Genomic DNA, 17,023 nt, shown 5'->3' with positions numbered 1-17,023 from the left:
CAGAAGTGAAACATCATCGCGCCAATGGTAGTGTGGCTCCGGCCATGTGAGAGTAGGTCATCGTCAGCTCTCTATTCTAAAAGTAAAACCCCCTTCGCGAAAGCGAAGGGGGTTTTCTTTTGGCTGGGGTTTGGGGATTTTAAATAACAGGCGTTAATAAGGTATTTTATATATCACTAATACATAACTTAACACCTATGTATTGTTGAGATGACTTATTAAGGCTATGATAATTACAGTTCATATTATTGATGTAGAATCATTAAAGAAGTATGAGCTTTTATAAATAAATTTAATGATATAAGAATTAATAATCACAAGGATGAGATAATTATGACTATTGCAAAGAATATTGAAGTAAGTAGCACCTCTGAAACCAGTTTTGAAGATGCTATCCAAAAAGGTGTGGCGCGTATCGCCAAAACCATTAACAATGTTCAAGGTGCTTGGGTAAAAGAGCAGAAAGTAGGAATTACTGATGGTAAAATCAATAAGTATCATGTCATTATGATTGTGAGCTTTGTGATTAATGAGGGTACTGACCTTAGTTAATTATTAATAATGCTAAAGTACTCACAAACCTGATTTCTTTAAGAAATAAAAAGCCTGTGTATGCAGGCTTTTCTTATGTCTTTTAATCATTAATAAAGTAGATAGTCTGTTTGTAGAAATCTCTTAACATTATAGATCGAAGTAGATGTAGTAAACTGGTTGATGTTCTTGTGAAGACTAAAGGTATTATATCTAATCTCTGCTTCGTCGGAATTAACACTCATATGACTCGATGCTTTCTTTGCTTGTGCTTGATGCTCAACCATACAGAGCAAGTTGTTGGTCACCGTCTAAGGAGTTGATAGGTGTAATCTCTCAAGTACAAGGCACAGTAGCATTTGCCATTGATAGCCTATCCGATAAAATTAGCCTAAAAACAATAACTATTAATGAGAACCCTATGACAACTTCAAAAGTAACTTATCAAGGCGATCTACGCACTACTGCTATCCATTTGCAATCTATTAATGAAATCATTACCGATGCCCCAACTGATAATCAGGGTAAGGGTGAAGCATTTTCACCAACTGATTTATTGGCGACCAGCTTAGCCAGTTGTATGTTGACGATTATCGGCATCAAAGCTCGTGATATGGATATCGATATTGCGGGCACTACGGCTGAAGTGACCAAAGTTATGGCAGCTGACCCAAGACGTGTCAGTGAAGTACACGTCGCGATTACTTTTAATCAAAATTTAGATAATAAGACGCAAAAAATATTTTATAACACTGCGCTTACTTGCCCAGTTGCGAAAAGTATCCATCCTGACATTATTCAAAAAGTGACTATCAACTCTAAGAGCTATTGATTCCAAGAATTACTAATTTCAAAAACTAGTAACTACAATAATGGTGATTAATATGGCTACCAGAACTTTACTTATCGTTGCTCATGCACCATCGCCTAATACTAAAAAACTAGCACAGGCAGCTTATGATGGTGCCAATCATCCTGATATAGATATCAAGGTCATATTGAAGTCGCCACAAGATACCCAGCCTGAAGATGTATTGGCAGCTGATTCACTGTTATTAGGGACGACAGAGAATTTGGCTTATATGGCAGGGCTGACCAAGGACTTCTTTGATCGCTGTTATTATCCTGTGTTAGAGAAGAAGCAGGGCATGCCGTTTGCGTTATATATTCGAGCAGGGCATGATGGTACGGGTACCAAGCTTGCCTTGAAGACGATTACAACTGGGCTGCGTTGGGAACGGATTCAAGAAGCGCTGATTTTACAAGGTGATTGGCAAGAGGCGTTTACTGAGCAAGTCGAAGAGCTAGCGATGACGCTAGCAGCTGGGGTAGAAGCGGGTATTTATTAGCAATGAACGGTAGTTGTTACAAAATAATAGAGAAGAGGAAAGGCTATGAATAATGACAGCTCAACAAGCAATCATCTCTTTGATACTGCATCCTTGCCGTTTTCTCAGGCGTGTGAAAATAATAAACAGCCAATTTTAGAAATTTTACAGCAAGAATTACAAGGTTTTAATCATGTATTGGAAGTTGGTTCAGGAACGGGTCAGCATAGTGTATATCTCGCGCCACGATTAGGGCATTTAACATGGCAGACCAGTGATGTGTTAGCGCATCATGCCACCATCAATGCTTGGCATGCTGCTTATCCTGCGCCAAATCTATATGCGCCACTTACTTTTGATGTATCACATGATTCGGTGCCAACAAATAAAGCTGTCGCTGCGCCTTATGATGCGGTATTTACCGCCAATACTTTGCATATTATGTCGTGGTCGTTGGTGGAAAAATTGTTTGAGTTAGTAGGTGAGGCTTTATCTATCAATGGTAAGTTAATCGTTTATGGACCGTTTAATGAAAATGGGCATTATATCAGCGTGGGTAATCAGCAATTTGATATCAGTTTACAACAACACGATCCAAAGAGCGGTATTCGTCATTTGGAAGATATAATCGCTCTGGCTAAGACACATCATCTAAGGCTATCTGATAGATATGCGATGCCTGCTAATAACCAGCTATTGGTATTCCAAAAACACTAGATAACTAAAATCTATAACAAAAAAGACCTCTCAATCGATCATTATAAGATCTTGATTGAGAGGTCTTTTTTGTTTAGAGCTACTCATGTTGTTTATATACAGTCAAATTATTTATAGGCTTCTGCTAAAAAATCTAAATAACGTTTCCAAGAACGCTCATCAGCGCGAGCATCATATCTATTTGTTAAAAATAATAGACTCCAAACGATTTTTAATGCTCATTAACGATTACCTTGCTTAACCAAACATCAACACGCTTAACTATATAGTTGACATACCTGCCCAAGGTTTTTGAGTAAGATAATTATTGAGCTCAGCATTGCTATCTCAAGAGTGCTTGAATCAATTTTTATCCTCAACCGTGCGGCACACAGAATATTAAATGACATGTGAAGTCAAAACCATCTCTAAGGATATAAAAACTGTGTTAGCACCCATTTAATGGGCTATCTATAGCCCGTTTTTACTCATTAGCTAGGATATTTTATGAATAATAATATTGATCATACCGACCCCGCTAAAGATATGAATACTGAACGCGGCAATGGTGGTGAAACTCATCAACGTGCTAATGGCGACACTAAAGCCATGACAACCCAGCAAGGTGTTGTCATTTCGGACAATCAAAACTCCCTTAAGGTTGGCGCTCGTGGCCCGGCGCTATTAGAAGATTTTGTCTTACGCGAAAAGATTAATCACTTCGATCATGAGCGTATTCCAGAGCGTATCGTCCATGCACGTGGTAGTGCCGCCCATGGTTATTTTGAGTTAACAGAATCGTTAGAAGAATTTACCACTGCTAAAATTTTAACTGAAACAGGCAAACAGACCCCATTATTTACCCGTTTTTCTACAGTCGCTGGTAATAAAGGCTCAAAAGATACACCGCGTGATGTGCGGGGTTTTGCGGTGAAAATTTACACTGAAGAGGGCAACTGGGATATCGTCGGTAATAATATGCCTATTTTCTTCATTCAAGACGCGATGAAATTCCCTGATTTGGTTCATGCGGTGAAACCAGAACCAGATCGTGGTTTCCCGCAAGCGGCCTCTGCCCATGATACCTTTTGGGATTTTATCTCACTTAGCCCTGAAACCATGCACAATGTGATTTGGCTAATGAGTGATCGTGCGCTGCCGCGTAGCTTGGGAATGATGGAAGGCTTTGGTATTCATAGCTATCGCTTTATTAATAAAGATGGCAAGAGCACCTTTGTACGTTTCCATTGGAAGCCAGTACTTGGCGTGCAGTCGCTGATTTGGGATGAAGCGGTTAAAATCTCTGGCGCGGATCCTGATTATAATCGCCGTGATTTATTTGAATCGATTAATAATGGTGACTATCCAGAGTGGGAATTTGGCGTCCAGCTATTTACTGAACAAGAAGCCAATGAGTTTCCGTTTGACCACTTAGATGCTACCAAGTTGATTCCAGAAGAATTGGTGCCGGTACGCATCGTGGGTAAAATGGTGTTAAATCGCTATCCGGATAATTTCTTTGCTGAAACTGAGCAAGTGGCATTCTGCCCATCGCATCTGCCACCGGGCATCGACTTTAGTAACGACCCTTTATTACAAGGTCGCTTGTTTAGTTATTTGGATACGCAGCTGTCGCGTTTAGGCTCACCAAACTTTGCGCAAATTCCAATTAACGCGCCAAAATGTCCGTTTGCAAATAATCAGCAAGATGGTCATATGCAGATGCAAGTGCCAAAAACTCGCGTGCTGTATGAGCCACAAAGCCTTGATCCGACAAGACCACGTGAAAGTGTTAAAAAAGGCTTTGAGTCGTTCCATGAGCAGTTAGATGATGGCGTCAAAGGTCGCGTGCGCGCTGAAAGCTTTGCTGACCATTATAGCCAGCCGCGTATGTTCTATCTTAGCCAAACGCCAACTGAGCAAGCACATATTGCCTCAGCATATGCCTTTGAGCTAGGTAAAGTAGATACGGCCCATGTCCGTACGCGTATGCTCGGTCATCTTCTGAATATTGATGAAGATTTGGCAAAACGTGTCGCAAAAGCATTAGGTATGGACTTGCCAGAAGCGGCAGAGCCTGCCGCGCCGATACAAGATATGGCTACTTCTGAAAAATTACGAACGATTGGCTTAACGCCTAAGACGCTAAAAAGTCGCTTGATTGGCATTTTAGTTGCTGAAGGCTCAAAACACAGCGAGATTAAGAAGTTTGAAGCTGCTGCAAAAGCGGAAGGCGCTCGGGTAAAAATCGTCGCACCAAGTAAAGAAGTGATTTTAGACGATGATACTCGCATACAAGCCGACGAGCGCGTAGCTGGTGGCCCATCAGTGATGTTTGATGCGGTGGTTAGTATCATTATGCCTGAGCAAGCAAAGAAGCTGGCTAAAGACAGCGCCACGCTCGATTGGTTCAATGATGCTTATGCGCACTGTAAAGCCATTGCTTATTGCGGAGCGACTGATGAGTTTATCTTAAGTAAATTGCCAATTGAAAAAGATGCTTTTGTCACACCACTAGCGGAATTAGATACCTTTATTGAAAATGCCAAATCACGCTTGTGGGAGCGTGAGCCAAAAGTGCGTGACTTAGCCTAACGCTTTATAAAAGCTATCTATCAAGAAATTTAGCTATTGTCATTTAAATGATTAAAAAAACTCAGCTTAAGGGCTGGGTTTTTTGTTTTTATGAACTAAGTGTAAAAGCCAATAAATGGTTGATAAACGCCTAAATACCAAAGCTTAGCCACAAGCGTTCACTGAATATCATTCATAAACCAATACTGAGCGTTATAATGACAAATCATATTGCTTAGAGCGTGTTGAAAAAAGGCTACGCTTTTATATATAAATGCTTATAAATAGCTAGGCTAAAGGCTATATCAAAATAAAGGAATATTATGAGTTTAATAGATATCGTTGCGATAGAGGGATATATCCAGACAACGTATATGGCGGTTTATCCTGACAAGTTGCTATTGTTAGATTCAGGATGTCGATGTGATGTAGATAAAATCTTAACGTATATTACCGATAATCTAAAACGTCCGGTCCAGCAACTTAAGACAGTCATGGTAACGCATATGCATCCTGATCATGCTGGCGGCGCTGAACTTTTGAAACAAAAAACAGGCTGTCAAATCGTTACCGCTAAGTCTGACAAGCATTGGTATCATGGTGTTTCGGGAAGAGTCGCCCATCTAAATGATTTGGGATTGACTTATTATGTGGCCAATCGACAAGGTAAGTCGGTTACCAATGTCTGGTACCACCCCATTCTAAAAGCAGATGTCAACGTTCAAGATGGTGATCCTGTGCCAAACTTTGAAGATTGGATCGTCTTGGAAACACCAGGACATACCGATCGAGACTTGTCTTTATGGCATCCGCAAAGCAAACAGGCGTATACCGCCGATTTAATATTAATTATCAAAAATAGGTTTGTATCGCCTTATTTAATTACCTTGCCAGTCGCTTACCGTGCATCATTGGCCAAGGTGAAAGCACTGCAACCAGATACTTTATTACTGGCACATGATAAAAGGGTTAAGCTCAGTGATAAGGACTTTGAGCGATTGATAGAACAGACACCGAATGAACCACGAGAAACAACGCTGAAAAATGGTTTTAAACTCATGCTTGCACAGGTTAAGTTTGCTCGCAAAAGAGTGAATACGCCTTAGTTAAATAAGTATTAAATAATATCAGCCAAAAAAAAGCCCAATCATTAAATGATTGGGCTTTCCTAAATATGGTGGGCCGACCGCGACTCGAACGCGGGACCAATTGATTAAAAGTCAACTGCTCTACCAACTGAGCTATCGGCCCTGAAGAGTATATAAAAAAAGCACTGCTTTTCTAACTCTGCAAGAGAATTTACATTTTCGTAAATTCTGTAAAGCGTTCTAAAAGAAAGCTTCTTAAAACATTTAAACTTATTACGCTACTACCGGATAGAGCAGTATACATGATAAGGATAATACTAAATATGGTGGGCCGACCGCGACTCGAACGCGGGACCAATTGATTAAAAGTCAACTGCTCTACCAACTGAGCTATCGGCCCTGAAGAGTATATAAAAAAAGCACTGCTTTTTTAACTCTGCAAGAGAGTTTTACTTATTAGGTAAAATTCTTAAAGCTTCATTTCTTTATCTATTAATGAATCAATATCAAAAGAGACAATAAGCTTGTTTACCCGTTTAGATGATTTGTATCTCTAAACGTGAGAGCACATTATATATATAATTATGACAATTACAACCCCGATTGTTAAAAAAAGTGCAAATCGATGTGAATTAATCATATTTTTTTAAATTTAAGGCTTAATGGGTATTGAGATACCCTAAAATCCTATCAATTAGATGTTTTGAAGCGTAAGTTTTGAATGCTTAGTTTTAAACAGCTGTTCTTAAGCAGTAGTCTTAAACACAGAATTCATCAGTACACTCAAAATATTTTAATCTCTAGAAAGCGCTTCTACTGGATCTAATTTGGCGGCGTTACGTGCCGGTAAAAAGCCAAACACAACCCCAATAAGCGTTGAGCAAACAAAGGCGGCAATAATAGAGGTTGGTGAGTAGATGACTTTAAAACTATCGCCGCCGATACGGTTAATCATTTCACCAATCGCAAATGCCATGCCTATACCCAATAGTCCGCCTAAAATACAGACCAAAACGGCTTCAATCAGAAACTGCTGCATGATATCGCTTTGACGCGCACCGACGGCCATACGTACGCCAATCTCATTGGTGCGTTCGGTCACTGATACCAGCATGATGTTCATGACACCAATACCGCCGACAACCAGCGAGATAATCGCAATGGATGAAATGAGTAATGTCATGGCAGCCGTCGTAGATTCAATCGTCTGACGAATGGAGTCGGAGTTGCGTATGCGAAAATCATCGGTACCATGACGGCTTTTCATCAGCTCAGATATGGCAGACTCAGCGGCAGAAGAGGAGATATTGTTGTCAATCAGCGCGACAAAGCTCTCAATATAGGCACTGCCTATCAGCCGCGACATCATAGTGGTGTAGGGCATATATAAAGTCGGCGAATCTGCGCCTCTACTAAAGCCGCCATCGTTCGGCTCTAATACTCCAATCACACGCCCAGGAACGCTACCGATCAGCAATACCTCGCCAATCGGATTGGCATTGTCAGGAAAAAAAGTTTTACTGGCGTTATCATCAATAATGATATCTTGGGTACGGCGCAGGATACTCTGTTCATCAAAGCCTTGACCCAGTGCCAGCTTTTCACCGCTCACATCGAGGTAGTCTTTACCAACGCCACTGATACTGGCAGCTTCTTGAACGTTACGATAGCGCACGTTCATATTGCTATTGAGCTGCGGGCTGACACTGAGTACATAGGGTTGGTCAGCGACCGCTTGGGCGTCTTGTGGGGTTAAATTATCATCGTTGTACTGACGCCTAGGATCACCGTAGGGATAGCCGTCAGTGACAGTAATGGTATTGGTACCTAAGGAGCTAATATTGGACAGTATCTGCTCTTGTGAACCTTTCCCCAAACCGACGACCGATACCACGGAAGCAATACCAATGATAATCCCTAACATCGTCAATAACGTGCGCATTTTATGCGCACGCATAGCAAGTAAAGACATCTTAAAGGCTTCAAATAGACGGTCGATAAAACTACTAAAGGCACTTTTACGGTGTTTGTCTATCATCGCCGCTGGCTGTGCTTCTGGGCGCTGATAATCTTCATTTTTATAATCGGCAATGATATAGCCGTCTTTGATTTCAATCACGCGCTCAGCTTGGGCGGCAAGACCTGGGTCATGGGTGACCATAATTATGGTATGACCTTGCGCGTTTAAGTCTTTGAGAATTTGTACGACATCTTCACCTGATTTACTATCTAAGGCACCTGTTGGCTCATCGGCTAAGATGATATCGCCGCCATTCATCAGCGCCCTTGCGATAGACACACGCTGCTGCTGTCCACCCGATAGCTGGCTTGGGCGGTTATTGACTTTGTCTGCTAGCCCTAAATCTGACAATAGCTTTTCGGCACGCTCGTTACGTGCTTGCCCGTCCATCCCATCATAGACTGCTGGTACAGAAACGTTGTCACGGGCGTTGATGTCGCCCAATAGATGATAGCGCTGAAAAATAAAACCAAAGTGCTCACGGCGTAGTTTTGCCAGCTCATCCGCATCTAAGCGGCTGACCGATTGACCAAATATCTTATAGTCGCCCGCAGTCGCTTGGTCTAAGCAACCCAAGATATTCATTAAGGTCGATTTTCCCGAGCCGGATTGCCCAATGATAGCCACCATTTCGCCTTGATTGATGGTCAAGTTGATATCATGCAAGACGCGAATGGTCTGCTCGCCAGCTTTGAACTCTCTAATCAGTCCTTTGACTTCTATCAAAGGCGTAGCGGTGGCATTAGAAGTCGGGTCTTGGTTACTCATTTGCTATCCTGCTTATCTCAAATCTCAAGTCATTATCAAAGCTAAAGCTGATGTCTTGCTAGCGACGATTTTATTTAAAGTGGTTGTTTATTACCTTTCAGATATTAAAACGGTCGACCGCCTCTGCCACCTTTACTGCCTTTGCCGCTATCCGGTCCCTCTTCGCTTAATATAACCTCATCGCCTTTATTAAGACCACTTAAGATTTCAGCATTGACACGGTTATTGATGCCGACTTTGACAGTTTGCTCGACGACTTCGCCATCAGCTTTAAGCACACGCACCGTTGCCATGGTTGCACTAGAATCGCTATCCAACTTATTTACAGTAGTAGACTCTGGTTTAGAGCCATTAGGTTTTCTAGATTTGCCGGCAGGCTGCAGGGCAGCAGATGGGATAAGTAGCGCGTCTTTTGCTTGATTGATGACGATATACACTTGCGCGGTCATATCGATACGAAAGCGGCGCTCTGTATTAGGTACTTCGATATAACCAACGTAGTAGATAGCGGCATCGGTTGAGCTAGTGTCACTGATTTTTTCAGGAGCAGGTTCAATGGCTTTGAGGGTCGCATCATATTTTTGGTCGGGATTACCGATGATATTAAAATAGACTGGCAAGCCTGCTGTAACGTTAATGACGTCAGCTTCAGAGATTTGCGCATTGATACGCACGGTGGATAAATCGGCTAAAGTCACAATGGTTGGCGCGGTTTGATTGGCATTGACGGTCGACCCTTGCTCAGTGGTCACAGATACCACCGTCCCTGATATCGGTGCACGAATGGTGGTATAGCTTAAATCTTCCTGCGCGGTACTGACGTTGGTCTGAGATTTGCGCAACGCGGCTTGCTGGCTATTAATATTTGCCTCGGTGGTAGCAATCGCCGCTTTTGCCGTCTCGATGGCAGCTCGGGCGTTAGCAACCGATGCCTGAGCGGTAGCAACCTTTGTCGCTTGCGTATCATAATCCTGCTGCGATATCGCATCGATAGCCAATAAGCCTTGTAGGCGCGAGAAATCTGCTTGTGCTTGTTTGAGCTCAGCTTGACGGCTGGCAAGATCGGCATAGGCACTTTTCAGACTGGCTTGTTTGCTTAACGATTCTGCTTGCGCACTTTGTAATGCCGCTTCACTCTGCTCAAGGCTCGCTTGCTCATTGCTTAAATTATTCTTCTGGGTCACCTGATCAATCTGCGCAATTAAATCGCCTTTTTTGACTTCATCGCCGACTTCAACAAACAGCCTTGTCACCTCACCAGATACCTGCGCACCAACATCGACGGTATTTAACGCTTTTACTTTACCGGATGCCATGACGTTATTTTCGATATCACCAATCTCAGCCGTCGCCGTTAGATAGTTGGGTGTGGTTTCTTTTGGCTTAAAGGTTTTATAGGCTAAAAATCCTAAAGCGATGATGACGAGGGCAATAACGCCCCATTTGATAGCAGACTTCTTGCTCATTTTGCGCATGACAACAATCCAATCACAGTTAAATCAAGTGTAGCTATGATAGAGGCTTGATGGACAAAAGGGAATGGCAATTAGTTTGCGAAACGTTAAGAGAAGAAATAGCGACGGTAATAAATGCTAAATTGCAGACAAAAAAATAACCCAATACAGGGTTAAAAATAAGAAAGCGCAATGTTTTATCGTTAATGATTTATGGCGTCTTAAACAAACGCTGCCCTGATAGCTCAAGCGCTGCTTGCAATAATAACTCCCACGCTGGCTGGCGAACCAAGCCTTTAATTGATTGGTCACATTTATAAAGCAAAGCTGGCCATGCAGCAGTTTGTGCTTTTGATTGGCGGCGGCAGGCTTGCTGATATAAGCCTTGCTTGCTACGCCAAATGCCAAGCGCTTGCGGGTCTTGTCCGTCCATTAATTGCATAATCTGCCGCATGTCTTTACTAATTGCCCATAAAACCAAGGTTGTTGGTTCATCAGTAGCTTTAAGTTGAAATATAATTTTAGCAACTTGGGCGCTATTGCCAGCAAGCATCGCATCGGACAAATCAAACACGCTAAACTGGGCATCGCTGACCAATGCTGCTTGTAGATCATTAATATCTAATGCCACGTTTGTCAGAGGCTGGCTAGAATTATTGTCAAAATTAGTACTATGACTATTATTATCACTGTCATTAATTGCCATCAATTGTGGCGCAAATAAATAGGATAACCGCCATAAGGTTTGATAAGCACTGAGCAGATGATGTTCGGTATGCGACATCAGCAGCTGCCAAGCTTCTTGCGACAATGTTAAGCCAAACTGCTGAGCTTGTATCTGCAATAACTGCTGACGTTGCTGCTCGTTATACAAATTACAATCGATGACATGACCATATTGCGCAAATGGCGCAAACCATTTGCTAGTTTGGGCACGTTTGTCTTGCTTTGGCGTGAGCCACAACAAGCTATGGCTATGCGCCCCTGTTTGTGCATCAACGGCAAAACGTTCTAGCTCGGCGATAACCGCTTTATCAGGTTTATGGTTGCCTGTGACAATGAGCGCACTCGCATCATCGAATAAAGACTGACTGCCAAGCTCTGACAACACTTCTTGCCAGCTTTTAACTGATACTAGCTCGATGCGTTTAATAGCATAGTTCTGCGCGCGCCAATGCGGACGCAGCGCATCGATGAGCCATTGACTGAGTAATGGCTCATCACCGTGTGCCAGCCACAAGCCTGCTACTGCAACGGAGGGCTGTAGTAGTTTTGGATAAGCTTGTATAAAAGTATCTTGCATAGACGAAGAAGGACACAAGGTTATGAATATAAGAGTAAAGCTGCCTTCGTTTAAAAAAGTACTTTAAATAAAGGCAGCTTCAATAAAAGTGTCTTTAAAAACTTAATTTTTAAAAATGAAAAAATAGTAACATTAAGAACTCGGTACGATAACAGCAGTAGATGCTGAACCTTTGCCATTTTGCGTAGCTGGCTTGACGCTATTAGGGGCAATCTTAGGCAGCGCAATTGCCACATATTGGTCAGTGATACGGCGCGCCAAGCTGTCATAGAGCCAATCGCGAATTTGATCACCCTGTTGGTCATCGGTACTCACTGATGCCTCATTATACTGATAGCTACGCTCAACTTGGATAGGGTTAGTGAGCGTCACAGGCTTGCCATCCTCTACGCTTTGATAACTGACATCAGCTGACATGACCAAGCGAATCTCTGTTAATACACCGACCAACTCATAACGCTTAAAACGGACGTTGTTAACCGTAATCGCTGCGATGGTTTCTGCACCTACTTTTTGGTTATTACTGGCAACATCCGCCAAGGTCATATTATCAATCACATCAACGCCCAATGCCTGTAGACGTTTTGTGAGTGGTAACTTCAATGGAAATGAGGTGCGATTGTCTTCGATAATTATTGCTGTTTTAGCGACATCAAACAGCATGGGCGCATCATAGCCGCGTAGCTGAAAGCCGCAACCACTGAGACTAACAGTCGCACCCACTATGGCAAGCATTGGCAAAGATGCAAGTAATGCGGTCGCTAGTTTCTGTCTATTCGACTTATTAGGCATGTGCTTTTTTCCTTACATGTTGTTTGATATGACGGCATAGTACAGTGCTTATCCGCCATAATCGCTATTCTTATTGTGATAAGAAAACCTAAGATATTCGCGTTTAATTATCCCTAACCTGCAACCACAATATTAACCAGTTTATTCGGTACGACAATTTCTTTTTTAATCTCGCCTGTAAGGAATTTTGCCACGCCTTCAAGCTCTTTTGCTTGCGCTTTTAGCTGTTCAGGATCGCTATTGGGTGCTACATCCATTTTACCGCGCATTTTACCGTTAACCTGCACTATCATAGTAATCATATCTTGCACTAAAGCGCTTGCATCGACTTCTGGGTAGCTCAGGGTGACGGTATCCACTCCTAATTGCTCAAGCAAATGCTCACCAATGTGCGGCGCGTATACCGATAGGATAATCAATAAATCAATCAATGCTTCATGCTGTACTTGCAGATCTTGCTCACTGCTAGCTTTAAAGTTACTTAGCTCATTAGCTAGTTCCATCAGGCTAGAAACAGGAGTGTTTAGTGCTAGGCGTTTACCCAAGTCACTATCAATTTTACCGATAGTTTCATGCGTCTTACGGCGTAAGGCTTTAGCTTCTTTGCTTAAGTTATCCGTATTCAATGCTTCATTATTTAACTGCTCAAGACTTAAATTGGCATCGGTTAACGCTTGGATATGCTCAGAAGCAATGCGCCATACTTTTCTAACAAAGTTATAAGGACCTTTCAGCGCATCATCTGACCATTCTAGTGTCTGGTCAGCAGGAGCGGTAAATAGCGTATAAAGACGAACGGTATCCGCGCCATATTTATCGATGGTTATCTGTGGATCAACGCCATTATTTTTTGACTTAGACATTTTTTCGATTTTGCCAATCGTCACTGGCTGACCATCTGATTTTAAAATGGCTTTGATTGGCTGACCACGCTCGTTATAGTCAATATCGATGTCTTTGGTGAAGTAATAAGTGGTGCTGCCATCAGGATTAACGCGGTAGAACGTACCCGCAAGTACCATACCTTGGGTCATCAAATTGGCAAAGGGCTCATCACCTGATACCAAGTTTTCATCACGCATCAGCTTATGGAAGAAGCGTGCATATAGCAGATGCATCACGGCATGCTCTACACCGCCGATATATTGGTCGACTGGCAACCATTTATTCGCCGCCGACTTGTTGACCATATTGGTCGTATCATTCGGGCTGGCAAAGCGCGCATAGTACCAGCTTGATTCTACAAAGGTATCAAAGGTATCGGTTTCGCGTTCAGCAGGATTACCACATTTAGGACAAGTCGTATTGACAAATTCTGGGATGTTTTTTAACGGATTGCCGCGACCGTCAGGGACGACGTCAGTTGGTAAGACAACGGGTAAATCTTGTTCTTCAACCGGCACAGTACCGCAATGCTCACAGTTGACCATTGGGATAGGGCAGCCCCAATAGCGCTGGCGCGAAACGCCCCAATCACGTAGACGGTACTGGATTTTTTTCTTAGCAAGAGATTGTGGTTCAAGCTTAGCAAGCATCGCTTCAAACGCTTGCTCAAAATCCATGCCATCAAACTCACCTGAGTTGACTAGAGTATTGCGTTCGGTATAAGCACGATTGTCATCATTTTCTTCTACATCATCGAAATAGCCTGCAGGAATCTCAATCACTTGTTTGATAGGCAGGCTGTACTTAGTAGCAAACTCATAGTCGCGCTCATCGTGGGCTGGTACTGCCATGACCGCACCTGAGCCATAGCTCATAAGTACATAGTTGGCAACCCATACTGGCACTTCTTCGCCAGTTAATGGGTGAGTGACGGTAAGACCAGTATCCATACCGATTTTTTCCGCTTTAGCAAGATCGGCTTCAGCGACTGAACCTTTTTTACAAAGGGCGCAAAAATCTGCAATCGCTTTATTGTTCTCAGAGGCATATTGGGCTAGCGGGTGCTCTGCGGCAACTGCAACATAAGTGACACCCATCAAAGTATCAGGGCGAGTGGTAAAGACGTCTAAGCTATTGCTTTGACCAGCTAGCTCATAAGGGAAATGCACTTCCATACCTGAGCTACGACCAATCCAATTGCGCTGCATAGTGATCACCTCAGATGGCCAGTGACCCTCTAGCTGATCCAAATCATCAAGCAGCTCATCAGCATAATCAGTGATGTTAAAATAATACATCGGAATGTCACGCTTTTCGACCATCGCGCCACTACGCCAGCCTTTACCATCGATGACTTGCTCATTGGCTAAGACAGTATTGTCAATCGGATCCCAGTTGACGGTCGCAAGCTTTTTATAGACCAAACCTTTTTTATATAACTGTAAAAATAACCACTGTTCCCACTGATAATATTCAGGGCTACACGTGGCAAATTCACGTGACCAATCAATAGACAAGCCAAGCAATTTTAGCTGGGCACGCATACTGTCAATGTTCTCAAACGTCCACTTGGCAGGCGGCGTCTGATTGGCAATCGCGGCGTTTTCTGCTGGCAAGCCAAAACCATCCCATCCCATTGGCTGCATGACTTCATAGCCTTTGAGACGATAATAACGGCTCAGTACATCAGAGATGGTATAGTTACGCACATGACCCATATGCAGCTTGCCGCTTGGGTACGGGAACATAGACAGCATATAGCGGCTTGGCTTATCACTTGGCTCATTGCTTACTTCAAAGCGCTTGTCCGTTGCCCATTTGGCTTGCTGCGCAGCTTCAATAAGTTGCGGCTGATATTGGCTATTGTCGATAGAAGTATTATTAGTATGGTTTGTATTAGCAGTTTCTGCTGTCACGGCGTTGCTCATAGTTGGCTCGGAATCGGTTATTACAAATAAATGGGGTGAAATTTTCTAATGCCATAGCATAGCGTAATTTAGCGAAAATTGCGACGATATGATGCCGCCTTTCATTGATTGCCTAATAGCTTTTCGGCTTATATTCGCCGCTTGCCGATAGCTACATTCGACATGCGCTAGTTTCAGACATTATTTGAGTATAATAAACAGTAACATTCATTGAAGAGGAGTTTTTATGACCATCACCATTTACGGTATCAAATCTTGTAGTACCATGAAAAAAGCTTTTACCAAGCTTGATGATTTGGGTGTCAGCTATAACTTTCATGATTATAAAAAACAAGGTATCGACAAAGATAGCATTCAGCGCTGGGTAAAGGAGTTGGGGATAGCTAAAGTATTGAATAAGCGCGGCACGACATGGCGCAAGCTAGAAGATGCTCAAAAGCAAGCGGCGGATAGCGATGTGGATAAAGCCATTGACTTACTTACTGAAAATACTAGTATGATTAAGCGTCCGATTGTAGAGGGTCAGTCAGTCTTGCTGTGCGGTTATGATGAAGCTGAGTTCGATACAAATTTTACTTAAAGAAAGCTATCTTGTGAATTAAGAAGCCCAAGCTTAAATAGCAAGCTCGGGCTTTTTTTAACCAATTATTACAGCGTCTAGTTTGACAGTAAGTCCAAGTCGCGACTGATTAGTGTACCAACGCCTTCGTTGGTGAAAATCTCCAATAGGGTCGCATGCGGTACACGACCATCGACGATAACGGCACTTTTTACGCCGCTACGGACCGCATCGAGTGCACACTGAATTTTAGGAATCATGCCGCCTGAAATCGTACCATCTTCAATTAAGCTGTCCACAGTCTTTGGCGTCAAACCAGTGACTACCTCGCCATCACGTCCTAATACTCCTTTGATATTGGTGAGTAGCATGAGTTTCTCTGCCTGCAAGAATTCGGCGACTTTACCGGCGACCAAGTCGGCATTGATATTATAAGTATTGCCTTCTTCATCAACGCCAAGCGGGGCGATGACGGGAATAAAGTCAGAGGCAATCAGCATGTTAATCACGTCTTTATTGACGCTCACTACGTCCCCGACAAAGCCTAAATCGACGGGCACAGCAATACCGTCTGCGCCAATTTTTTCCATCATTAATTTCTTGGCTAGGATTAAATTGGCATCTTTACCGGTTAGACCAATCGCGCGGCCACCGTGCTTGTTGATTAAGCTAACGATAGATTTATTAACGCTACCACCTAGTACCATCTCAACGATATCCATCGTGCTTTTATCAGTCACGCGCATACCATCGATACGATCAGATTGACGTCCAAGCTCTTTTAATAAATTATCCACTTGTGGACCACCGCCATGTACGACCACGGGATGCATACCAACAGTTTTGAGCAGGACGATATCGCGGGCAAATGAGCTTTCAAGTGCAGGGTCGGTCATGGCATTGCCGCCGTATTTAACCACGATTAATTTATCAACAAAGCGTTGGATATAAGGCAGCGCCGTGGTTAATACTTCTGCGGTAATTTTAGCTTCATCCAAATTAAGCGTCATGACAAGCTCCTAAAAGATAGGGTTAAGCGGTTGATTGAGTATTTCTATTTTTTCCGGCGTTCTCTAATAAGGCATTCTTTAATAAAA

The 17,023-nt window shown here is 42.8% G+C and carries 13 protein-coding genes and 2 tRNA genes; 7 read left to right on the top strand and 8 right to left on the bottom strand.

Annotated elements, in window-relative coordinates:
- Positions 1–333: 333 nt before the first annotated feature.
- The 6 genes from FHS24_RS11505 to FHS24_RS11480 all read left to right on the top strand — a co-directional run bounded on the left by FHS24_RS11505 (position 334) and on the right by FHS24_RS11480 (position 6,235).
- Positions 334–552 (top strand): dodecin family protein, encoded by a 219-nt coding sequence (locus tag FHS24_RS11505; RefSeq protein WP_183621257.1) that lies wholly within the window; start codon positions 334–336, stop codon positions 550–552.
- Positions 553–952: 400 nt separating this feature from the next.
- The gene (locus FHS24_RS11500) at positions 953–1,363 is read left to right on the top strand and encodes an OsmC family protein (protein WP_183621256.1); all 411 of its coding nucleotides are present in this window, start codon (positions 953–955) and stop codon (positions 1,361–1,363) included.
- A 52-nt stretch (positions 1,364–1,415) separates the two neighbouring features.
- Positions 1,416–1,880, top strand: a complete 465-nt coding sequence (locus tag FHS24_RS11495; protein ID WP_183621255.1) for a flavodoxin family protein — start codon at positions 1,416–1,418, stop codon at positions 1,878–1,880.
- Between the two features lie 45 nt (positions 1,881–1,925).
- Positions 1,926–2,576 (top strand): DUF938 domain-containing protein, encoded by a 651-nt coding sequence (locus FHS24_RS11490; protein ID WP_183621254.1) that lies wholly within the window; start codon positions 1,926–1,928, stop codon positions 2,574–2,576.
- A gap of 486 nt (positions 2,577–3,062) precedes the next feature.
- Positions 3,063–5,150, top strand: coding sequence for a catalase (locus FHS24_RS11485; RefSeq protein WP_183621253.1), 2,088 nt, complete (start codon positions 3,063–3,065; stop codon positions 5,148–5,150).
- Between the two features lie 302 nt (positions 5,151–5,452).
- Positions 5,453–6,235 carry an MBL fold metallo-hydrolase gene (locus tag FHS24_RS11480; RefSeq protein WP_183621252.1) on the top strand — a complete coding sequence of 261 codons (783 nt, stop codon included), beginning with the start codon at positions 5,453–5,455 and terminating at the stop codon, positions 6,233–6,235.
- Positions 6,236–6,304: 69 nt separating this feature from the next.
- On the opposite strand, the gene FHS24_RS11475 is transcribed toward FHS24_RS11480, so the two are convergent.
- From FHS24_RS11475 to leuS, 7 genes are all read right to left on the bottom strand, one after another.
- Positions 6,305–6,380, bottom strand: a tRNA-Lys gene (locus FHS24_RS11475).
- A 161-nt stretch (positions 6,381–6,541) separates the two neighbouring features.
- Positions 6,542–6,617, bottom strand: a tRNA-Lys gene (locus FHS24_RS11470).
- A gap of 393 nt (positions 6,618–7,010) precedes the next feature.
- Positions 7,011–9,005: a MacB family efflux pump subunit gene (locus tag FHS24_RS11465; RefSeq protein ID WP_183621251.1), complete on the bottom strand. Its 1,995-nt coding sequence runs from the start codon at positions 9,003–9,005 to the stop codon at positions 7,011–7,013.
- 104 nt (positions 9,006–9,109) lie between these two features.
- A complete protein-coding gene (locus FHS24_RS11460; RefSeq protein ID WP_183621250.1) occupies positions 9,110–10,480 on the bottom strand; it encodes an efflux RND transporter periplasmic adaptor subunit in 1,371 nt (456 codons plus the stop codon).
- Positions 10,481–10,670: 190 nt separating this feature from the next.
- Positions 10,671–11,762, bottom strand: coding sequence for a DNA polymerase III subunit delta (locus tag FHS24_RS11455; RefSeq protein WP_183621249.1), 1,092 nt, complete (start codon positions 11,760–11,762; stop codon positions 10,671–10,673).
- A gap of 132 nt (positions 11,763–11,894) precedes the next feature.
- Positions 11,895–12,554: an LPS-assembly lipoprotein LptE gene (locus FHS24_RS11450; protein WP_183621248.1), complete on the bottom strand. Its 660-nt coding sequence runs from the start codon at positions 12,552–12,554 to the stop codon at positions 11,895–11,897.
- A gap of 113 nt (positions 12,555–12,667) precedes the next feature.
- Positions 12,668–15,367, bottom strand: a complete 2,700-nt coding sequence (gene leuS, locus FHS24_RS11445) for a leucine--tRNA ligase (RefSeq protein WP_183621247.1) — start codon at positions 15,365–15,367, stop codon at positions 12,668–12,670.
- Positions 15,368–15,593: 226 nt separating this feature from the next.
- Between leuS and FHS24_RS11440 the strand changes: the two genes are divergently transcribed.
- A complete protein-coding gene (locus FHS24_RS11440; RefSeq protein ID WP_183621246.1) occupies positions 15,594–15,947 on the top strand; it encodes a Spx/MgsR family RNA polymerase-binding regulatory protein in 354 nt (117 codons plus the stop codon).
- Between the two features lie 77 nt (positions 15,948–16,024).
- Here FHS24_RS11440 and argB read toward each other — a convergent pair whose 3' ends face one another.
- A complete protein-coding gene (gene argB / locus FHS24_RS11435) occupies positions 16,025–16,936 on the bottom strand; it encodes an acetylglutamate kinase (RefSeq protein ID WP_183621245.1) in 912 nt (303 codons plus the stop codon).
- Between the last annotated feature and the right edge of the window lie 87 nt (positions 16,937–17,023).

This window comes from Psychrobacter luti, assembly GCF_014192115.1.
Lineage (GTDB): Bacteria > Pseudomonadota > Gammaproteobacteria > Pseudomonadales > Moraxellaceae > Psychrobacter > Psychrobacter luti.
The sequence above is the reverse complement of the archived record's forward strand: the minus strand, read 5'-3'. Positions and strand labels throughout refer to the sequence as shown.

Coding starts and splice junctions, on each gene's coding strand:
- FHS24_RS11505 (WP_183621257.1), top strand. CDS start 334: ATGACTATTGCAAAGAATATTGAAGTAAGTAGCACCTCTGAAACCAGT.
- FHS24_RS11500 (WP_183621256.1), top strand. CDS start 953: ATGACAACTTCAAAAGTAACTTATCAAGGCGATCTACGCACTACTGCT.
- FHS24_RS11495 (WP_183621255.1), top strand. CDS start 1,416: ATGGCTACCAGAACTTTACTTATCGTTGCTCATGCACCATCGCCTAAT.
- FHS24_RS11490 (WP_183621254.1), top strand. CDS start 1,926: ATGAATAATGACAGCTCAACAAGCAATCATCTCTTTGATACTGCATCC.
- FHS24_RS11485 (WP_183621253.1), top strand. CDS start 3,063: ATGAATAATAATATTGATCATACCGACCCCGCTAAAGATATGAATACT.
- FHS24_RS11480 (WP_183621252.1), top strand. CDS start 5,453: ATGAGTTTAATAGATATCGTTGCGATAGAGGGATATATCCAGACAACG.
- FHS24_RS11465 (WP_183621251.1), bottom strand. CDS start 9,005: ATGAGTAACCAAGACCCGACTTCTAATGCCACCGCTACGCCTTTGATA.
- FHS24_RS11460 (WP_183621250.1), bottom strand. CDS start 10,480: ATGCGCAAAATGAGCAAGAAGTCTGCTATCAAATGGGGCGTTATTGCC.
- FHS24_RS11455 (WP_183621249.1), bottom strand. CDS start 11,762: ATGCAAGATACTTTTATACAAGCTTATCCAAAACTACTACAGCCCTCC.
- FHS24_RS11450 (WP_183621248.1), bottom strand. CDS start 12,554: ATGCCTAATAAGTCGAATAGACAGAAACTAGCGACCGCATTACTTGCA.
- leuS (WP_183621247.1), bottom strand. CDS start 15,367: ATGAGCAACGCCGTGACAGCAGAAACTGCTAATACAAACCATACTAAT.
- FHS24_RS11440 (WP_183621246.1), top strand. CDS start 15,594: ATGACCATCACCATTTACGGTATCAAATCTTGTAGTACCATGAAAAAA.
- argB (WP_183621245.1), bottom strand. CDS start 16,936: ATGACGCTTAATTTGGATGAAGCTAAAATTACCGCAGAAGTATTAACC.